Annotated in this window: 13 protein-coding genes; 8 read left to right on the top strand and 5 right to left on the bottom strand. The window is 71.2% G+C overall.

Features of this window, described 5'->3' with window-relative positions; genetic code table 11:
- The first annotated feature begins 463 nt into the window (after window positions 1-463).
- Both JK361_RS16825 and JK361_RS16820 read left to right on the top strand, forming a co-directional pair.
- A complete protein-coding gene (locus JK361_RS16825; protein WP_201818521.1) occupies window positions 464-1,591 on the top strand; it encodes a LacI family DNA-binding transcriptional regulator in 1,128 nt (375 codons plus the stop codon).
- Complete coding sequence (locus JK361_RS16820) at window positions 1,588-2,508, top strand: carbohydrate kinase family protein (protein ID WP_201818519.1); 921 nt, start codon at window positions 1,588-1,590, stop codon at window positions 2,506-2,508. Before JK361_RS16825 ends, JK361_RS16820 begins: the two co-directional genes overlap by 4 nt.
- Before the next feature lie 337 nt (window positions 2,509-2,845).
- Here JK361_RS16820 and uvrA read toward each other — a convergent pair whose 3' ends face one another.
- The gene (gene uvrA / locus JK361_RS16815) at window positions 2,846-5,872 is read right to left on the bottom strand and encodes an excinuclease ABC subunit UvrA (RefSeq protein WP_201818517.1); all 3,027 of its coding nucleotides are present in this window, start codon (window positions 5,870-5,872) and stop codon (window positions 2,846-2,848) included.
- 224 nt (window positions 5,873-6,096) lie between these two features.
- Between uvrA and JK361_RS16810 the strand changes: the two genes are divergently transcribed.
- The 5 genes from JK361_RS16810 to JK361_RS16790 all read left to right on the top strand — a co-directional run bounded on the left by JK361_RS16810 (window position 6,097) and on the right by JK361_RS16790 (window position 10,596).
- Window positions 6,097-6,783, top strand: coding sequence for a maleylpyruvate isomerase family mycothiol-dependent enzyme (locus JK361_RS16810; protein ID WP_201818509.1), 687 nt, complete (start codon window positions 6,097-6,099; stop codon window positions 6,781-6,783).
- A 67-nt stretch (window positions 6,784-6,850) separates the two neighbouring features.
- Window positions 6,851-7,507, top strand: coding sequence for an MBL fold metallo-hydrolase (locus JK361_RS16805; protein ID WP_201818508.1), 657 nt, complete (start codon window positions 6,851-6,853; stop codon window positions 7,505-7,507).
- Window positions 7,508-7,999: 492 nt separating this feature from the next.
- On the top strand, window positions 8,000-8,884 hold the full coding sequence (locus tag JK361_RS16800) for an ABC transporter substrate-binding protein (protein WP_201818506.1): 885 nt from the start codon (window positions 8,000-8,002) through the stop codon (window positions 8,882-8,884).
- The gene (locus JK361_RS16795) at window positions 8,881-9,801 is read left to right on the top strand and encodes an amino acid ABC transporter permease (RefSeq protein ID WP_201818504.1); all 921 of its coding nucleotides are present in this window, start codon (window positions 8,881-8,883) and stop codon (window positions 9,799-9,801) included. The genes JK361_RS16800 and JK361_RS16795 overlap by 4 nt, the downstream gene beginning before the upstream one ends.
- Window positions 9,802-9,867: 66 nt before the next feature.
- Window positions 9,868-10,596 (top strand): amino acid ABC transporter ATP-binding protein, encoded by a 729-nt coding sequence (locus JK361_RS16790; RefSeq protein ID WP_201818902.1) that lies wholly within the window; start codon window positions 9,868-9,870, stop codon window positions 10,594-10,596.
- Between the two features lie 98 nt (window positions 10,597-10,694).
- Here JK361_RS16790 and aroQ read toward each other — a convergent pair whose 3' ends face one another.
- Complete coding sequence (gene aroQ, locus JK361_RS16785; RefSeq protein WP_201818502.1) at window positions 10,695-11,168, bottom strand: type II 3-dehydroquinate dehydratase; 474 nt, start codon at window positions 11,166-11,168, stop codon at window positions 10,695-10,697.
- A 211-nt stretch (window positions 11,169-11,379) separates the two neighbouring features.
- Between aroQ and JK361_RS16780 the strand changes: the two genes are divergently transcribed.
- Window positions 11,380-12,651 (top strand): MFS transporter, encoded by a 1,272-nt coding sequence (locus tag JK361_RS16780; RefSeq protein WP_201818900.1) that lies wholly within the window; start codon window positions 11,380-11,382, stop codon window positions 12,649-12,651.
- A 27-nt stretch (window positions 12,652-12,678) separates the two neighbouring features.
- Here the strand turns inward: JK361_RS16780 and JK361_RS16775 are convergent, their stop codons facing one another.
- The 3 genes from JK361_RS16775 to JK361_RS16765 form a co-directional block, all read right to left on the bottom strand.
- A complete protein-coding gene (locus JK361_RS16775; protein ID WP_201818500.1) occupies window positions 12,679-13,779 on the bottom strand; it encodes a calcium:cation antiporter in 1,101 nt (366 codons plus the stop codon).
- A 161-nt stretch (window positions 13,780-13,940) separates the two neighbouring features.
- Window positions 13,941-14,942, bottom strand: coding sequence for a TerC family protein (locus JK361_RS16770; RefSeq protein WP_201818498.1), 1,002 nt, complete (start codon window positions 14,940-14,942; stop codon window positions 13,941-13,943).
- Window positions 14,943-15,164: 222 nt separating this feature from the next.
- Window positions 15,165-17,225, bottom strand: a complete 2,061-nt coding sequence (locus JK361_RS16765) for a TerD family protein (protein ID WP_201818496.1) — start codon at window positions 17,223-17,225, stop codon at window positions 15,165-15,167.
- Window positions 17,226-17,318: the final 93 nt, after the last annotated feature.

Here is a 17,318-nt window from a genome sequence, read left to right as displayed (position 1 = left end):
GGAGCGACGATACCGGGACAGAGGAACCGGTCTCGGGGCGGGGCGGGACGGGGCGGTGCCGACCGAAAGCCCCGGGTACCGCACGAGTCCTGACCGAGCGGCGGCGGGGGCCGCGCGGGCGGAGGCGCGTGGCGTCCTGGGGTGGCGCCGAAGCCGGCTCCGGGACCCCTGGGGTGAACGGGAGGCCCGAGGTGGCGGTCCGGTCGACGTAAACGCTTGCGCAAGCGTTTACGCGGGGCGGGGTCATGGGATAGCGTCCGGCCGGAAGGCAGCCGTGGCCCAGGACTGGTCGCCCGGGAACGAGCGCCTGGCCGAATCGGGCGGATCGGCGGTCGCGGCGGGTCTCCTCCGCGTCGACCCGTCGGCTTGGGGGCCGGCTCGTCAACCCAGGGACCGGCTCGTCAACCCAGGGACCGGCCCGTCAGCAGAGGGGCCCGCCCGTCGGCCCAGGGAAGGGGACACGATGGCCACCATGGCGGATGTCGCCCGTAGTGCCGGAGTCTCCGTGGCGACCGTCTCCCACGTCCTCAACGGCACCCGCCCGGTACTCCCGCACACCCGTCAGGCCGTGCTCGACGCCATCGACGCCCTCGGCTACACCCCCAACACCCTGGCCCGCTCCCTGGTGACCTCACGCACCCGCTCCATCGGGCTCGCGGTCTCGGCCATCAGCAACCCGTACTTCACGGAGATCCTCCAGGGCGTCGAGACCGCCGCCCTGGAAGCCGGCTACAGCCTGCTCATCGCGGATCCGCACGACGATCCCCGGCACGAGCGCAAGGTGGTGCAGCTCCTCCACGAACGCCGGGTGGACGGCATGATCATCGCCCCGTCCGCGGACCCGCACGACCTCGTCGGCTACCTGCGCCGCCATGGGGTGCCGACGGTCTTCCTCGACCGGCTCATCGACACGGGCACGGCGGAGGACCTCCCGCCAGCCGACACGGGGGCCGCCGCGGTATCGGGCGCGCCGCGCTTCGACCAGGTCTGTGCCGAGAGCGCCGCCCCGACGGCCCGGCTCGTCACCCACCTCGCCGGGCGGAGGCACCGCCGGATCGGGCTGATCGCCGGCCTGCCCGGCCTCAGCACCACCGGTGAACGTGTCCGGGGATACCGTGACGGCCTCGCCGCCGCCGGTCTGGAGTACGACGCCCGCCTGCTCGTCTCCGGCAACTCCGAGTCGGAGGGCGCCGAGCGGGCCACGGCCGCACTGCTCGGCCTGCCCGATCCGCCCACGGCATTCGTCACCGCCAACAACGCGATGACCATCGGCGCCCTGCGCGCGCTGCGCCGGCAGGGCCGGTCCGTACCGGACGACCTCGCCCTGTGCTGCTTCGACGACTTCGCCTGGGCCGACCTGTTCTCGCCCCGGCTTACCGCCATCGCCCAGCCCAGCCGGGAGCTGGGCGCTCAAGCCGTCCGGTTGCTCCTGGACCGGCTGGCCGAGCCGGACCGGCCCGCCCGGACGGTCCGGCTGCCCTGCACGTTCGTCCACCGGACGTCCTGCGGCTGCCCGGAGGAGCCGGGCCGCGCCGAAGGGGCCGGGAGCCCCGCATCATCCACGCTGTCCGAGAAGGGAACCGTCTCGTGATCGTCGTCGCCGGTGAGGCACTGATCGACCTGGTACCGCAGGGCCCGGGTGCCCTGGCGGACCTGAAGCCGGCGCTCGGCGGCGGCCCGTACAACACCGCCGTGGCCCTCGGCAGGCTCGGCTCCCCCACCGCCTTCTGCTCCCGGACGTCGGACGACGCCTTCGGTGAGGCCCTGCTCGACGGGCTGCGGCGGGCCGGGGTCGACGTGTCCGGCGTGCAGCGGGGGCCGGAGCCGACGACTCTCGCCGTGGCCACGGTCGACGCCGCCGGCTCGGCCGCCTACTCCTTCTATGTCGACGGCACCGCCGACCGCCTGTTCACCGCGCCCGCCGCGCTCCCCGCCGGTACGCGCGCGGTGTCCTTCGGTACCTGCTCGCTCGTCCTGGAACCGGGGGCGAGCGCCTATGAGGAGCTGATGCGTACCGCTGCCGGGCAGGGGTTGTTCACCGCGCTCGACCCCAATGTCCGGGCGGGACTTATCCCGGACGCGGACGCCTATCGGGAGCGGTTCCGGAGCTGGCTGCCCTCGGTGACGCTGCTGAAGCTGTCCGCGGAGGATGCCGCGTGGCTCGGCGGCACCCCCCGCGACTGGCTGGCCGCGGGACCGGCGGCCGTGGTGGTCACGCGGGGCGGCGACGGTCTGACCGTGTTCACCCGGGACGGCGGGGAGCATTCCGTGCCGGGTGAGAAGGTCGATGTCGTGGACACCATCGGCGCCGGTGACACCGTGAACGCGGCCTTGCTGCACGGGCTGGCCGCAGGGGACGCGCTGTCTCCGGAAGCACTCGCCGCCCTCGGGACGGAGGGCTGGACACGGCTGCTGCGCTTCGCGGCACGGGCGGCGGCGGTCACCTGTTCGCGGGCGGGGGCGGAGCCGCCCTACGCGGCGGAGCTGGGTGAGCCGGCGGGGCTGTGAACGGTCTGGCTTCCCTGTGCTGTTGACAAGGTACGGCCGGGCCTGCGGTGTGCGGGGACCTGTCGGACCGCTGGACCGGATCGGCTGATGGTGGAACGAGCGGCGCCCCGCGGGGAGTTCCCGCGGGGCGCCGAAATCTTGATGTGGTGTCAGGCGGAGGGCGGACGGCGGAGGACGGCGGTCGTTCTCACCGCCCTCCGGGCCGACCGGCGCAGCGGCCGCACGCAAGCCTCGGGCCACGCGCCGACCGGCTGAAGGCCGTGCTCCGTCCCTCTCGGGCCGGGCGCCGGCCGTCCCGGGCCGTGCGCGAACTGGCTCAGGCCGGGCGCCGACCGGCTCAGGCCGTGCGGGTCCGCGTGGTCTTCTTCGCGGGCGTCGCCTTCTTCGCGGCCGTGGCGGCCTTCTTGGTCGCGGTGTTGTTGGCCTTGGCCGTCACCGTCTTCTTCGTCGGGGACTTGGCCGCGGCCGTCTTCCGGGTCGTGCCACCGCGCGGTGCCTTCACCGGCTCGGCGTCGCTGATGCGGTCGGCGCCGAGGATCTCCCGCAGGAACTTGCCGGTGTGGCTCGCCGGCACCCCGGCGACCTCCTCCGGCGTGCCCTCGGCGACCACCAGGCCACCGCCGGCGCCGCCTTCCGGGCCCATGTCGACGATCCAGTCGGCGGTCTTGATCACATCGAGGTTGTGCTCGATGACGATGACCGTGTTGCCCTTGTCGACAAGCCCGCCGAGCACCTTGAGCAGCTTGCTGATGTCCTCGAAGTGCAGACCGGTGGTCGGCTCGTCCAGGACGTAGACCGTGCGTCCGGTGGACCGCTTCTGCAGCTCGCTGGCGAGCTTGACGCGCTGCGCCTCACCACCGGAGAGGGTGGTGGCGGACTGGCCGAGGCGGACGTAACCGAGACCGACGTCGTTCAGCGTCTTCAGGTGCCGCGAGATCGCCGGGACCGCCTCGAAGAAGTGCATGGCCTCCTCGATCGGCATGTTCAGCACCTCGGCGATGGACTTGCCCTTGTAGTGGACCTCCAGGGTCTCCCGGTTGTACCGGGCGCCGTGGCAGACCTCGCACGGGACGTAGACGTCCGGGAGGAAGTTCATCTCGATCTTGATGGTGCCGTCGCCCGCGCAGTTCTCGCAGCGGCCGCCCTTGACGTTGAAGGAGAAGCGGCCGGGCAGGTAGCCCCGCACCTTCGCCTCGGTGGTCTCGGCGAACAGCTTGCGGATGTGGTCGAAGACACCGGTGTACGTCGCCGGGTTGGACCGCGGGGTACGGCCGATCGGTGACTGGTCGACGTGCACGACCTTGTCGACCAGGTCGTCGCCGTCGACGCGCGTGTGCCGGCCGGGGACGCTCCGCGCGCCGTTCAGCTCACGGGCGAGATGCGTGTACAGGATGTCGTTGACCAGGGTCGACTTACCGGACCCGGAGACGCCGGTGACGGCCGTGAACACACCCAGCGGGAAGGACACGTCGATGTCCTGGAGGTTGTTCTCGCGGGCGCCGTGCACGGTGAGCTGCCGGGACAGGTCGCGCGGACGCCGTATGTCCGGGAGCGGGATCGACTTGCGCCCCGAGAGGTACGCGCCGGTCTGCGACTCTGCGTTGTCGAGCAGTTCCTTCACGGAACCGCTGTGGACGACCTTGCCGCCGTGCTCGCCGGCCCCGGGGCCGATGTCCACGATCCAGTCGGCGACCTTGATCGTGTCCTCGTCGTGCTCCACGACGATGAGCGTGTTGCCCATGTCGCGCAGGCGCACCAGGGTCTCGATCAGTCGGTGGTTGTCCCGCTGGTGCAGACCGATGGACGGCTCGTCCAGGACGTACAGGACGCCGACGAGACCGGAGCCGATCTGGGTGGCCAGACGGATGCGCTGAGCCTCGCCGCCGGAGAGAGTGCCGGCCGCGCGGTTGAGCGAGAGGTAGTCCAGGCCGACGTCGACCAGGAAGCGCAGCCGCTCGTTGACCTCCTTCAGGACCCGCTCGGCGATCTTCTTGTCGCGGGCGGTCAGCTTCAGCTCGCCCAGGAAGTCCGCGCAGTCGCTGATCGACATCGCGGAGACCTCGGCGATGGACTTCTCCATGATCGTGACCGCGAGGACGATCGGCTTCAGACGCGTGCCCTCGCAGGAGGGGCAGGGCACCTCGCGCATGTAGCCCTCGAAGCGCTCGCGGCTGGCGTCGCTCTCGGCCTCGCTGTGCCGGCGCTTGACGAAGGGCACCGCGCCTTCGAAGGGCGTGGTGTACACGCGTTCGCGGCCGTACCGGTTGCGGTAGCGGACCTCGATCTGCGTCTTGTGGCCGTAGAGCAGTGCCTTCTTGGCGCGCTGGGGCAGCCCCGCGAAGGGGATGTCGGTGCGGAAGCCGAGCGCGTCCGCGAGGGCGCCGATCAGACGGCCGAAGTAGTCCTTGGTGTGCCCGTGCGACCAGGGGTGGATGGCGCCCTCGTCCAGGGACTTGTCCGGGTCGGGGACGATCAGCTCCGCATCGACCTCCATGCGCGTGCCGATGCCGGTGCACTCGGGACAGGCGCCGAAGGGCGAGTTGAAGGAGAAGGAACGGGGCTCCAGCTCCTCGAAGGACAGGTCGTCGTACGGGCAGTACAGGTGCTCCGAGTACATGCGCTCGCGCTCGGGATCGTCCTCGGGGAGGTCCACGAAGTCGAGCACGACCATGCCGCCCGACAGGCCGAGGGCGGTCTCCACGGAGTCCGTGAGGCGTCGCTTGGCGGAGTCCTTCACCGTGAGGCGGTCCACGACCACCTCGATGGTGTGCTTCTCCTGCTTCTTCAGGGTCGGCGGCTCGGACAGCTGGACGGTCTGCCCGTCCACGCGCGCGCGGGAGTAGCCCTTGGTCTGCAGGTCGGCGAAGAGGTCGACGAACTCGCCCTTGCGCTCGCGCACCAGCGGGGACAGCACCTGGAAGCGGCTCCCCTCCGGCAGTTCCAGGACCTTGTCCACGATGGCCTGCGGCGACTGGCGCGAGATCGGGCGGTCGCACTCGGGGCAGTGCGGCTTGCCGATGCGCGCGAAGAGCAGACGCAGGTAGTCGTAGACCTCGGTGATCGTGCCGACCGTCGAGCGCGGGTTGCGCGAGGTCGACTTCTGGTCGATGGAGACCGCCGGGGAGAGACCCTCGATGAAGTCGACGTCGGGCTTGTCCATCTGGCCGAGGAACTGCCGGGCGTACGAGGAGAGCGACTCCACGTAACGGCGCTGGCCCTCCGCGAAGATCGTGTCGAAGGCCAGGGAGGACTTGCCCGACCCGGACAGGCCCGTGAAGACGATGAGCGAGTCACGAGGCAGGTCGAGCGAGACATTCTTCAGGTTGTGCTCGCGCGCGCCACGGACGATGAGACGGTCGGCCACGCCGGTCCGCACCTTTCTTGAGAGAAGTGACAGGGGCGGGGCCCCCGTCCTTCTTCAGACTAGGGGGAGCCACTGACAACGCCGGTCGGATTTCCCGGTTGCATAACAACCCCCGGCCCTCCAGCATGCCCGACGCCACCTTCGACGATATAGCACGTGCATTCGATTTGAGGTCGGGGTTCGTCACCTTCACCCAAACGTGTGGCCGGGCTAGGGTCGGCGGCATGATTGATCACGCTCATGACCTGGCCTGTGTACGCGAAGCGACCGATCGGCTCCTCACCGCGGTCGCCAAAGTGGACAACGCCTCGCTCGCCGAGCCGTCACGGCTTCCGGGCTGGAGCCGCGGGCACGTCCTCGCCCACCTCGCCCGGAACGCGGACGCGCTCGTGAACGTCCTCGAAGGCCGTCCCATGTACGAGAGCGCCGAGGCGCGGGACGCCGACATCGAGCGCGACGCCCCGCGGCCCCTGGCGGTGCAGATCGCCGACGTCCGGGAGAGCGCGGACCGCTTCCGGGCGACCGGGGACGCCCCCGCGGACTGGACGCGCACGGTGGAGCTGCGCAACGGGGTCACCGACTCCGCGTCCCGGGTGCCCTTCCGGCGGTGGGTGGAGGTGGAGCTGCACCACGTCGACCTCGGGATCGGGTACGAGCTGGAGGACCTACCGGCGGAGTTCCTGGAGCGGGAGACCGGCTTCCTCGCCCAGCGGTTCTCCGGGCACCCCGACGTCCCGGCGACGCGTGTCACGGACGGCACACGCACGTGGACCACCGGTCGCGAGGCCGACGCGCCCGAGGTCACGGTCACCGGCCGGCCGGCGGACCTGGTGGGCTGGCTCGCCGGGCGCCGCGACGGGGCCGCACTGGAGGTGCGCGGCGGGGAGCTGCCGAAGCTGCCCCCGCTGTAGGCGACGGCCGCCCGCGGGCTCGCCCGCACGGACGTCCACCGGGGCTCACCCGCTATAGGCTGCCGCCATGACGTACTCCGGAGAGGTCAAGGTCGGCGGACCGGCGGATGTGCACGAGCTGAAAGACCTGATGATCACCAAGATCGCGGTCGGCCCGATGGACAACAACGCCTATCTGCTGCGCTGCCGGGCCACCGACGAGCAGCTCCTGATCGACGCCGCCAACGAGGCGGAGACGCTCCTCGCCATGATCGGTGACGACGGCATCGCGTCCGTCGTCACCACGCACCAGCACGGCGACCACTGGCAGGCGCTCGCCCGGGTCGTCGCGGCCACGGGCGCGCGCACGTACGCCGGCCGCGACGACGCGGCCGGCATCCCGGTGCCCACCGACGTGCTCGTCGACGACGGCGATGTCATCAGGGTCGGCCGGGTGGAGCTCACCGCGCGCCACCTGGTCGGCCACACACCCGGTTCGATCGCGCTGGTCTACGACGACCCGCACGGCCACCCGCACGTCTTCACCGGCGACTGTCTCTTCCCGGGCGGCGTCGGCAACACGCGCAAGGACGCGAAGGCGTTCGCCAGCCTGATCCACGACGTGGAGACGAAGATCTTCGACGTGCTTCCGGACGAGACATGGGTCTATCCGGGGCACGGCAACGACACCTCGCTGGGCGCGGAACGGCCGCATCTGCCGGAGTGGCACGCGCGCGGGTGGTGAGCCGGCGCCTTACGGTGGCTCGGCGGGTGCCCGGGCGGCTCGTGCGTGCGTTCATGGGCGCCCCGCGGTTTCCCGCAGCCCCGTGAGATGTGCCCGGCGTCGAAGAGGGGCGCGTGCTCCGGCGTACAGGTCGTACGCGCGCCCCGCGCACGCCAGTTGCGCCCGCGCCAGGGGCGCACCGGGCACCCGCGCTGGGCGTACGCCACCTCTTCGCGCGCCCCGTGTGAATCCTTCGCACGCATCGAACCCCCGTGCGCACTCGCGGAGAACGCGCGCCCGCAGTCAACTGGTAGCAGCCCCGCACAGGATGACGGCTCCTGAGCGGTAGGGGTCGCCGGTCTTCAACCCCGCCCTCGGCCGGCGGCCCAGGCTGGGGCACACGCGCGTGGCCGGATACGGCCGTGTTCACACCGCCGCAACACCCGTTCCCAGTATGCGGACAACCACCGCCGTGACCTGGACAGACGCGGTGTTCGCTGCCACTCTCCCGCCATGCATCCTGCCCCTCGCGCCGTGCGTCGCGCGGTCGCCGCCGTCACCGTAGCCCTGCTCGCCACCGCTGTCGGCTGTGCGCCGCAGCCCGAGGAGAAGGCGTCGGCCGCCCCGTCCGGGCCGGCCGCGAAGAGCTGCGCCCAGGGCAGTCTCGCCACCAAGACGTCCGGCAAGCTGACGATCGCGACGGACGAACCGGCGTACGAGCCCTGGTACAAGGACGACAAGCCCGCCAACGGGCAGGGCTTCGAGTCGGCCGTCGCCTATGCCGTGGCGAAGCGGCTCGGGTACGGCAAGAGCGCGGTCGTATGGCAGAGCGTGCCGTTCAACAAGGCGTTCGCGCCCGGGGTGAAGACCTTCGACTTCGACATCAACCAGGTGTCCATCAGCGCCGAGCGCAAGGGGGCCGTGGACTTCTCCTCCGGCTACTACGACGTGCGGCAGGCGGTCATCGCGCTCAAGGGCGGCGAGGCCGCCCGGGCGACGAGCATCGCGGACCTGAAGAAGCTCAAGCTGGGCGCGCAGGTGGGCACCACGAGCCTCGACTACATCACCGACGTCGTGCAACCGGCCCGGCAGGCCGCCGTCTACGCCAAGAACGACCAGGCCAAGTCCGCGCTGAAGAACGGCCAGGTCGACGCCGTCGTCACCGATCTGCCGACCGCTTTCTACATCACCGCGGCCGAGGTGACGGACGCGAAGATCGTCGGCCAGTTCGAGAACCAGGGCGGTTCGCCGGAGCAGTTCGGGCTGGTGCTGGACAAGGGAAGCGCGCTGACCCGGTGCGTGACCGGAGCCGTCGACGCCCTGCGCAAGGACGGCACGCTGGCCCGCATCGAGAAGCAGTGGCTCTCGGACGCCGTCGACGCTCCGGTGCTCAAGTGACGGTCACCAAGGACGAGTCGGCCCGGGAGGGGGCGGACGGCGAGGGCGACATGGCTGGCGGCGCCGACGACGGCTATGTGCCCTCCGAGCGGCGCCTGGCGCGCGAGCGCTACCGACGCGCGCGTGCGCGCCGTGCCACGGCCCTCGCGTCCCTGTCGACCCTCGTCACGGCCGCCGTTCTCTACCTCGTCGTCGTCAACGCGCCGGGCTGGCCACGCACCAAGGAGACCTTCTTCAGCGCGCACTACGCGCGCGAGGCGTTCTGGAAGGTCCTCGAAGGGCTGTGGCTGAACGTCCGCCTGCTGTTGATCTGCGGTGCCGCCGTCCTGGTCCTCGGCATGCTGATCGCCGTCGCACGGACCCTGCGCGGCCCGGTCTTCTTCCCGCTCCGGGTACTGGCCGCGGCCTACACCGACTTCTTCCGCGGGCTGCCGCTCATCATCAATCTGATGATCGTGGTGCTGGGGGTTCCGGCGCTGCGGCTGCAGGGCGTGACGGTCGATCCGGTGGTGCTCGGCGGCACGGCACTGACGCTGACGTACTCGGCATACGTGGCGGAGGTGTTCCGGGCCGGCATCGAGTCCGTCCATCCCTCGCAGCGCGCGGCGGCACGCTCGCTGGGTCTCACCAGCCGGCAGGCCCTGCGGCACGTCGTACTTCCTCAGGCGGTGCGCCGTCAGGTGCCGCCGCTGCTCAACGACCTGGTGTCGCTGCAGAAGGACACCGGGCTGGTGTCCATCGGGGGTGCGGTGGACGCCGTACGGGCGGCCGACATCATCGTGGGCCGCAGTCTGAACTACACGCCGTACATCGTCGCGGGGCTGGTGTTCGTGGCGCTGACCATCCCGATGACCCGGTTCACCGACTGGGTGACGGCCCGGATGGACCGGCGGCAGGCCCAGGGAGGGTCCCTGTGAACGCCCGGGAGGATCGCTGTGAGCACGCCTGAGACCACGACCGTGGGCGACGCGCCCGTCCTGCGGATGGAGTCCGTCCGCAAGACCTTCGGCGGCTCGGTCGTCCTGCGGGACGTCGATCTGGAGGTCGCCCCGCACACGGTCACCGCGCTGATCGGCGCCTCGGGCTCCGGCAAGTCGACGCTGCTGCGCTGCGCCAACCTCCTGGAGGAGATCGACGACGGCGCGATCTGGCTGGACGGCGAGGAGATCACCGATCCGCGGGTGGACCAGGACGCGGTACGGCGCCGGATCGGCGTCGTCTTCCAGGCGTACAACCTCTTCCCGCACATGACCGTGCTCGACAACGTCACGCTCGCCCCGCGCCGGGTGCACGGCGTCAGCCGCGCGGAGGCCGAGGAGCGCGCCAGGGAGCTGCTGGAGCGCCTCGGACTGGGCGGCAAGGCGGATGCCTACCCGGACCGGCTCAGCGGCGGTCAGCAGCAGCGGGTGGCGATCGTCCGGGCCCTCGCGGTGCGGCCGCGGCTGTTGCTGCTGGACGAGATCACGGCCGCGCTCGACCCGGAACTGGTGGGTGAGGTCCTGGAGGTGGTCCGTGACCTGAAGGACCAGGGCATGACCATGGTGCTGGCGACGCACGAGATGGGCTTCGCCAGGGACGTCGCGGACCAGGTCTGTTTTCTGGACGGTGGGGTCGTTCTGGAACGCGGCACCGCCGAGCAGGTTTTCGGCGACCCCCGGCAGGAGCGCACACGGCGCTTCCTGCGGCGGATCGTGGAGGCCGGCCGGCTGTAGTGCCGCGCGCGGGTCGGCCCTCGGCTGCGCCGTCCCGCCCGGCGCCGGATCACTCGTCGGCCTGCCCCGGCCGGCGCCGGATCACTCGCCGCGCCGGTTCAGTCGCCGCTCTGCGCCGCCCCGAGCAGCGTCGCGACCCGCTCCACGCCGAACACGTAGCCCTGCACTCCGCAGCCGGCGATCACACCGTCGGCGCGCAGCGAGACATACGAGTGGTGCCTGAAGGACTCACGCTGGTGGATGTTGGAGATGTGCACCTCGAGCACGGGCATGCCGTCGCACGTGTTGAGTGCGTCCAGAATGGCGACCGACGTGTGCGAGTAGGCGCCGGGGTTGATGACGATGCCGCAGTGCCCCAGCCGGGCCTCGTGGATCCAGTCGACCAGTTCGCCCTCGCGGTTGGACTGCCGGAAATCCACCGTGCCCCCGTGTGCGGCCGCCGCCTCGGCGCACAGCTCCTGCACGTCGGCCAGCGTTTCCCTGCCGTAGATCTCGGGCTGGCGCTGGCCGAGGAGGTTCAGGTTCGGCCCGTTGAGGATCATGATCGGGGCGTTGGCCAGGGTGCAGGGCACGGTTCCTCCGGTCCGTTCGGCGCGGCGCGGCTGCGACCGCTGTTCGCACCCGGTCTATCACGCTCGTCAGGGCGGTCGGCGAGGCCATGCGCGCCGGTCGCCCCGGCGTGCACTCCGGTCCCTTGATCACCACCGTACGCCCCCGTAACCCCTGATCACTGTGGGTAGTTGACGCGGCATGAGCGATGTACGCGCCGTGAGTACCCCGTCCATGCTTCGGCTCGCCGCCGCCTCCCTCGCCGGGACGGCGATCGAGTTCTACGACTTCTTCGTCTACGGGACCGCGGCGGCTCTGGTTCTGGGGCCGTTGTTCTTCCCGACGTTCTCTCCGGTCGCGGGGACGCTGGCGGCGTTCGGGACGTTCGGGGTGGGATTCGTGGCCAGACCGCTGGGCTCGGTGCTGTTCGGGCACCTCGGGGACCGGCGCGGACGACGGCCGGTGCTCGTCATCTCGCTGCTGCTCACCGGCGCCTCCACGGTCGCCGTCGGCTGTGTGCCGTCCTACGGGACCATCGGTGTGGCCGCACCCGTCCTCCTGCTCGTCCTGCGTTTCGTCCAGGGGCTGGGGCTCGGCGGGGAATGGGGCGGGGCGGTGCTGCTGACCGCCGAACACGCTCCCGCCGGGCGGCGCGCCCTGTGGTCGAGCTTCCCCCAGGTGGGTCCGGCACTCGGCTTCGTCCTGGCCAACGGGGTGACGCTCGCCCTGTCGGCGGCACTGTCCGACGCGGAGTTCGCGCGCTGGGGCTGGCGGGTGCCGTTCTGGGCGGCCGGCGCTCTGGCGCTGGCCGGGTTGTGGCTGCGCTCGTCACTCACCGAGAGCCCCCGGTTTCTGGAGATCGACGACCACGCGCGCGTGCCGCTCGTCGAGGTCGTACGGCACCACGGGCGGCTGGTGCTGCTGACGGCAGGCGCGCTGGCGGTGGGGTACGCGGTGTTCTACGCGGTGACGACCTGGTCGCTGGCGTATGCGACGGAACGGCTCGGCGTGAGCCGTACCGTCATGCTGATGTGCGTCATGGGCGCGGTGCTCGTGAAGGGCGCGCTCATTCCCCTCGTGGCGCTGCTCGGTGACCGGTACGGGCGCCGGCCGATGTGTCTGACGGGGTGCGCCGCCTGCGTCCTGTGGATGCTGCCGATGGTCGCGCTGCTGGCGACCGGCGAGCCGCTGCTGATGTTCCTCGCCATCCTGGGCGCCCTGCTCGCCTTCGTCACCATGTTCGCGGTGATCGCCGCCTATCTGCCGGAGCTGTACGAGCCTCGGGTGCGCTGCACGGGCGCCGCGGTGGGCTACAACCTCGGCGGAGTCCTCGGCGGTGCTCTCACCCCGATCGTCGCCACGGCGCTCGCGGAGCGCGGCGGGCGGGTGCCTTGGGGTGTGGGGGTGTACCTGACGGGTATCGCGCTGATCAGCCTGGTGTGTTTCGCGCTGCTGCCGGAGACGCGGCCCGTGCCCGTGCCGGCGGTGGAGCCGGCCACGGGCTGACCGGACGCCTCGCGCGCCGGCTTCCGGTCACGGGTTGATCGCCAGTTCCAGATAGGCCGCGAACAGCACCAGATGGACGCCGCCCTGCAGGGGTGTGGCCCTGCCCGGCACCACGGTCAGGGAACTGACCACCACGGTCACGGCGAGCAGCAGCATGTGCGTCGGACCGAGGCCGAGGACGAGCGGCCCGGACAGCCAGACGGAGGCGAGGGCCACGGCCGGGATGGTCAGGCCGATGCTGGCCATCGCGGAGCCGAGCGCGAGGTTGAGGCTGGTCTGCACCCGGTCCCGGCGGGCGGAGCGCAGCGCGGCGATCGTCTCGGGCAGCAGGACGAGCAGGGCGATGACCACGCCGACCACCGCCTGCGGCAGGCCCGCCGCGGAGACACCCGCCTCGATCGTGGGCGACACGCCCTTGGCCAGGCCGACCACACCGATCAGGGCCAGCCCGAGCAGGCCGAGGCTGAACCAGGCGGTGCGCACGGACGGGGGCCCGGCATGGTCCTCGCCGGTGATGACCTCGCCCTGCCGGGTGATGGGCAGGAAGTAGTCACGGTGGCGCACGGTCTGGGTGGTCACGAACAGGCCGTACAGGATCAGTGAGGACAGTGCGGCGAAGGTCAGCTGGACGGAGGAGAACTCGGGTCCGGGCCTGCTGGTGGTGAAGGTCGGCAGCACCAGGCTGAGCGTGGCCAGTGTCGCCACGGTCGCCAGCGCGGCACCGGTGCCCTCGGGGTTGAAGACGGCCGTGCCGTGCCGCAGGGAGGCGACGAGCAGGCAGAGCCCGACGATGCCGTTGCAGGTGATCATCACAGCAGCGAAGACGGTGTCCCGGGCCAGCGTGGAACTCTTGTCACCGCCGTCGGCCATGAGGGTGACGATCAGGGCCACCTCGATGATCGTCACGGCGATGGCGAGCACCAGGGAGCCGAAGGGCTCGCCGACCCGGTGGGCGATCACCTCGGCGTGGTGCACCGCCGACAGGACGGAGCCGGCGAGCACGAGGGTCACCAGGGCGACGACGGCGCCTGGCAGGTCCCGGCCCCAGGTGAAGACCAGCAGAACGACCGCGAGCACCGGCACGAGGATCGTCCATTGATGGGTGAGCGACCGGAGCCGAGTGATCATGCGGCGATGGTCGCAGAGGCTTACAGGGTTCGCATTCCGTTCTTTTCGGATACCTCTCATCCTTTCCGGTGCGGGGCCCGGTGCCGGTGGGACCAAGCCCCGCGTCACATCGAGACCCCGCAGAGGGGCGGTACGCGATCGCGGGCTTCCGCGAGGCGCGGTCAGACTTCGACGCTGCTCTTACGGGCGCCCTCGCCGCCGGCCCGCGCCGCCTCGGCGGCCGCCTGCTTCCGGGAGGCGAGCAGGCTGGTGACGGTGGTGACCGCGAGGACCGCACAGATCACGCCGAGCGAGACCGGGATGCTGATCTCGGGCACGTGAACGCCGGACTCGTGCAGGGCGTGCAGCACCAGCTTGACGCCGATGAAGCCGAGAATGATCGACAGCCCGTAGGAGAGGTGGACCAGCTTCCGGAGCAGTCCCCCGATGAGGAAGTACAGCTGGCGCAGGCCCATCAGGGCGAAGGCGTTGGCGGTGAAGACGATGTACGGGTCCTGGGTCAGACCGAAGATCGCGGGGATGGAGTCCAGGGCGAACAGCACGTCCGTGGTGCCGATGGCGAGCATCACGACCAGCATCGGGGTCATGACGCGCTTGCCGTTCTGCTGAATCCACAGCTTGGTGCCGTGGTACCGGTCGGCCACGCCGAACTTGCGCTCCACGGCCTTCAGCAGCTTGTTCTCCTCGTACTCCTCGTCCTCCTCGTCCGTGCGGGCCTCCTGGACTAGCTTCCAGGCGGTCCAGATCAGGAAGGCACCGAAGAGGTAGAACACCCAGGCGAAGCTGGCGAGGATCGCGGCCCCGGCGGCGATGAAGACGGCCCGCAGGACCAGGGCTATGAGGACGCCGACGAGCAGGACGCGCTGCTGATACTGGGCGGGCACCGCGAACTTCGCCATGATCAGGACGAAGACGAAGAGGTTGTCGACGCTCAGCGACTTCTCGGTGATGAAGCCGGCGAAGAACTCGCCGGCCGGCTGTCCCCCGCCGAAGACGAGGAGGCCGAGACCGAAGAGGCCGGCCAGGGCGATCCAGACGACCGTCCAGATACCCGCTTCCCTGATCGACACCTCATGCGGCTTGCGGCCGATGAAGAAGTCGACCGCGATCAGGGCGGCCAGGCCCACGATGGTGAAGACCCACAGGGTCATCGAGACGTCCACTGCACCTCCGGCATTACGTAACGGCAAACACGTCAGCGTTGTCGCTGCCGGAGGTCTCTTCCACCCGCGATGGGCCGACGCCCCGGGACCGGAAACGGTCCGTACTGACGGGTGCGCCGCAGTCAGGGAGTACTCCCCTCCGTACGTAAAACGGTACCCAATCACCAAGGAAAGGTAAAGCGCTAAGTAAAAGAAACACCAAGTTACCTGCTCAGGATGGCTTTACCCGCGCTTGGCGCGAGCGTTGACCACCTCGGCGAGGACCTCTTGCAGGATCCGGCTGCCGGCCGGGACGAGCGAAGGTTCGTAGGTCCAGGCGTGACCGATCCACGGGTCGGCGAGATGGTCGTCCGGCAGCGGGGTGAGTCGCAGCAGCGAACGCCACAGCGGATCGAGCAGGGGGCCGAAGGCGGCGGCGTCCGCACGGTCGGCGACCAGCATGAGGTGCACGCCCACGGCCGGACCCTCGTCGGCGAGATAGCGGAGCCGGGTCACCGCCCGCTCGTCGAATCCGTGCGGGAAGTCGTTGACGATCAGCAGCTGCTGCGCGGTGTCCACATCGGCCGGCAGCGCCTCGGCCGCACCGCCGCGCACCGCCATCTGCACCAGGTCGACCCGCCGGGTGAGCCGCTCCAGCGTCTGCGAGACCCCCGCCGCCCCCGCCGCGGGCGGTGTCGCGAGCACGCCGGACTGCGTCAACGGCAGCAGTGCCCGCGCCCCCGCACCCGCCGGATCGACGACCTGCACGGCAAAGGCCCCGGGCGGGTGTACGGCGAGGAGGCGGGCCGCGAGGGCGACCGCCGCCTCCATGGCCAGGTGACGTAGCTCGGCGGAGTCGAGAACGCGGTCGTCGACGGCTGCCACCGGGCCGCTGTCGATCCACAGCCCCCGTTCCAGCGGCAGCCTGACCAGCAGCGGGATGCTCAGTGGGGCGCTTTCCGGGAGGTGGAGATCACCGAGCCGCAGGGCCATCGGCTCCTCGTCGGGGGCCCGGTAGGCATGCCAGACGGGGTTGTCCCAGCGGGCGTAGGCGGGCGGGAGCGCGGGCTCGACCACCTCTGCCTCGTCGGTGAGCTGGGCCAGGTCACGGTCGAGGGCGGCGCGTGCCTGGTCGGTCAGCTGGATGCGGCGATCGTGGGCCGCCTCGCGGGCGGCGTCGCCCGCCCCGCTGAGTCGTGCGCGCGGGTCGGCGAGTGCCTGGTCCAGTTCCTGCTCCAGACGGGAGTCGGCGAATTGGACAGCACTGCGGTAGGCGGCAGTCGTGCGGGCCAGGTCTTCGAACATGCCCCAGATCTGGTTGTACAGCCGCTCTTCCATCGACCAGCCCACGGCGTCTCCGGCGACCGGCCGCGCGGGCTGCCCGTCGGCGGCCGTGGGGGCCGGAGGCGGGGGCGGCGACGGAGTGCGGCGGGGGTGCGTGTAGTCGACCGGGCCGCCGGAGTGCGGGAGGCCGGGACCGCCGTCGCCGTCGGCGCCCGGCGGGCCGTACGGGTGTGCCGGCTCCGTCTGGCCGGAGGCGGAAGTCTCATGAGGCGTGGACGCGGCTGGCGTCGCGGAAGCGGTCTGGGACGCGGAAGGCGTCCGGGGGGCCGCGGGGAGATCGGGCGCGGAAGCGCCCTGCGAGGCATGCGGAGCGGAAGGCACCTGGCGGCCCGGGGCGGGCTGGGCCGCGGACGCCGCTGCCGTCCGCGGGGACGGCTCGCTCGTCGCCGGTGCGGATGTCGCGTGGGGCAGGCCGCGCGCCGCCGCCTCGTGGACGGCCGTCGCGAGGTCGTCGGCGTCGCGCAGTCCTTGGTCGGCGAGGAGCGCGGGAAGCCCGCCGTCGTAGCCCTGGCCCATCGCACGTATCTTCCAGGCGCCCTGCCTGCGGTACAGCTCCAGCGCGATCACGGCCGACTCGGTGTCCAGGCCGGTGAGGGTGAAACACGCGATCTCGGTGCCCTCGGAGCTGTACACCGCGGTGTGCGGGGCCGGGACCGCACCGAAGCGGAGCGGTCCCGCGGTACCGGTGGGCAGGGCGAGGAACACGTCGAGCCGGTGTACCGCCTCGGGCAGGGCCGCCAGGTCGACGGTCAGACGGTGCTCGGGGGCGGCCTGCGGGGCCGCCTCGACGCCGTGCGCGACGGGAGCGCCGGGGTGGACCACCCACTGGCGGCCGTGCACCATGCCCTGCTCGTCACCGAGTGTGGCGCCGGCGAGGACCGGCACTCCGGCGGAGATCCGGATCTCCAGCCGGACGTGGGACAGCGGGTGGTTCTGTCCCCGCACCAGCTCGGCCGCCATCGCCGTCGCCCCCTGTGTCGTTCTGTCGTTCGTACCGCGCCCGGCGAGCGGGCGGTCCGGGCCCGGGATCCTTCCCCCGGATCGGGCCGGTTC

The organism is Streptomyces musisoli (genome assembly GCF_016741855.1).
GTDB lineage: Bacteria > Actinomycetota > Actinomycetes > Streptomycetales > Streptomycetaceae > Streptomyces > Streptomyces musisoli.
This window is presented reverse-complemented; position numbering and strand designations above follow the sequence as displayed.

Excerpts from the sequence above, each read along its gene's own strand:
- JK361_RS16825 (WP_201818521.1), top strand. The coding sequence starts at position 464 with ATGGCCACCATGGCGGATGTCGCCCGTAGTGCCGGAGTCTCCGTGGCG.
- JK361_RS16810 (WP_201818509.1), top strand. The coding sequence starts at position 6,097 with ATGATTGATCACGCTCATGACCTGGCCTGTGTACGCGAAGCGACCGAT.
- JK361_RS16765 (WP_201818496.1), bottom strand. The coding sequence starts at position 17,225 with ATGGCGGCCGAGCTGGTGCGGGGACAGAACCACCCGCTGTCCCACGTC.
- JK361_RS16780 (WP_201818900.1), top strand. The coding sequence starts at position 11,380 with ATGCTTCGGCTCGCCGCCGCCTCCCTCGCCGGGACGGCGATCGAGTTC.
- JK361_RS16775 (WP_201818500.1), bottom strand. The coding sequence starts at position 13,779 with ATGATCACTCGGCTCCGGTCGCTCACCCATCAATGGACGATCCTCGTG.
- JK361_RS16790 (WP_201818902.1), top strand. The coding sequence starts at position 9,868 with ATGGAGTCCGTCCGCAAGACCTTCGGCGGCTCGGTCGTCCTGCGGGAC.
- JK361_RS16805 (WP_201818508.1), top strand. The coding sequence starts at position 6,851 with ATGACGTACTCCGGAGAGGTCAAGGTCGGCGGACCGGCGGATGTGCAC.
- JK361_RS16800 (WP_201818506.1), top strand. The coding sequence starts at position 8,000 with ATGCATCCTGCCCCTCGCGCCGTGCGTCGCGCGGTCGCCGCCGTCACC.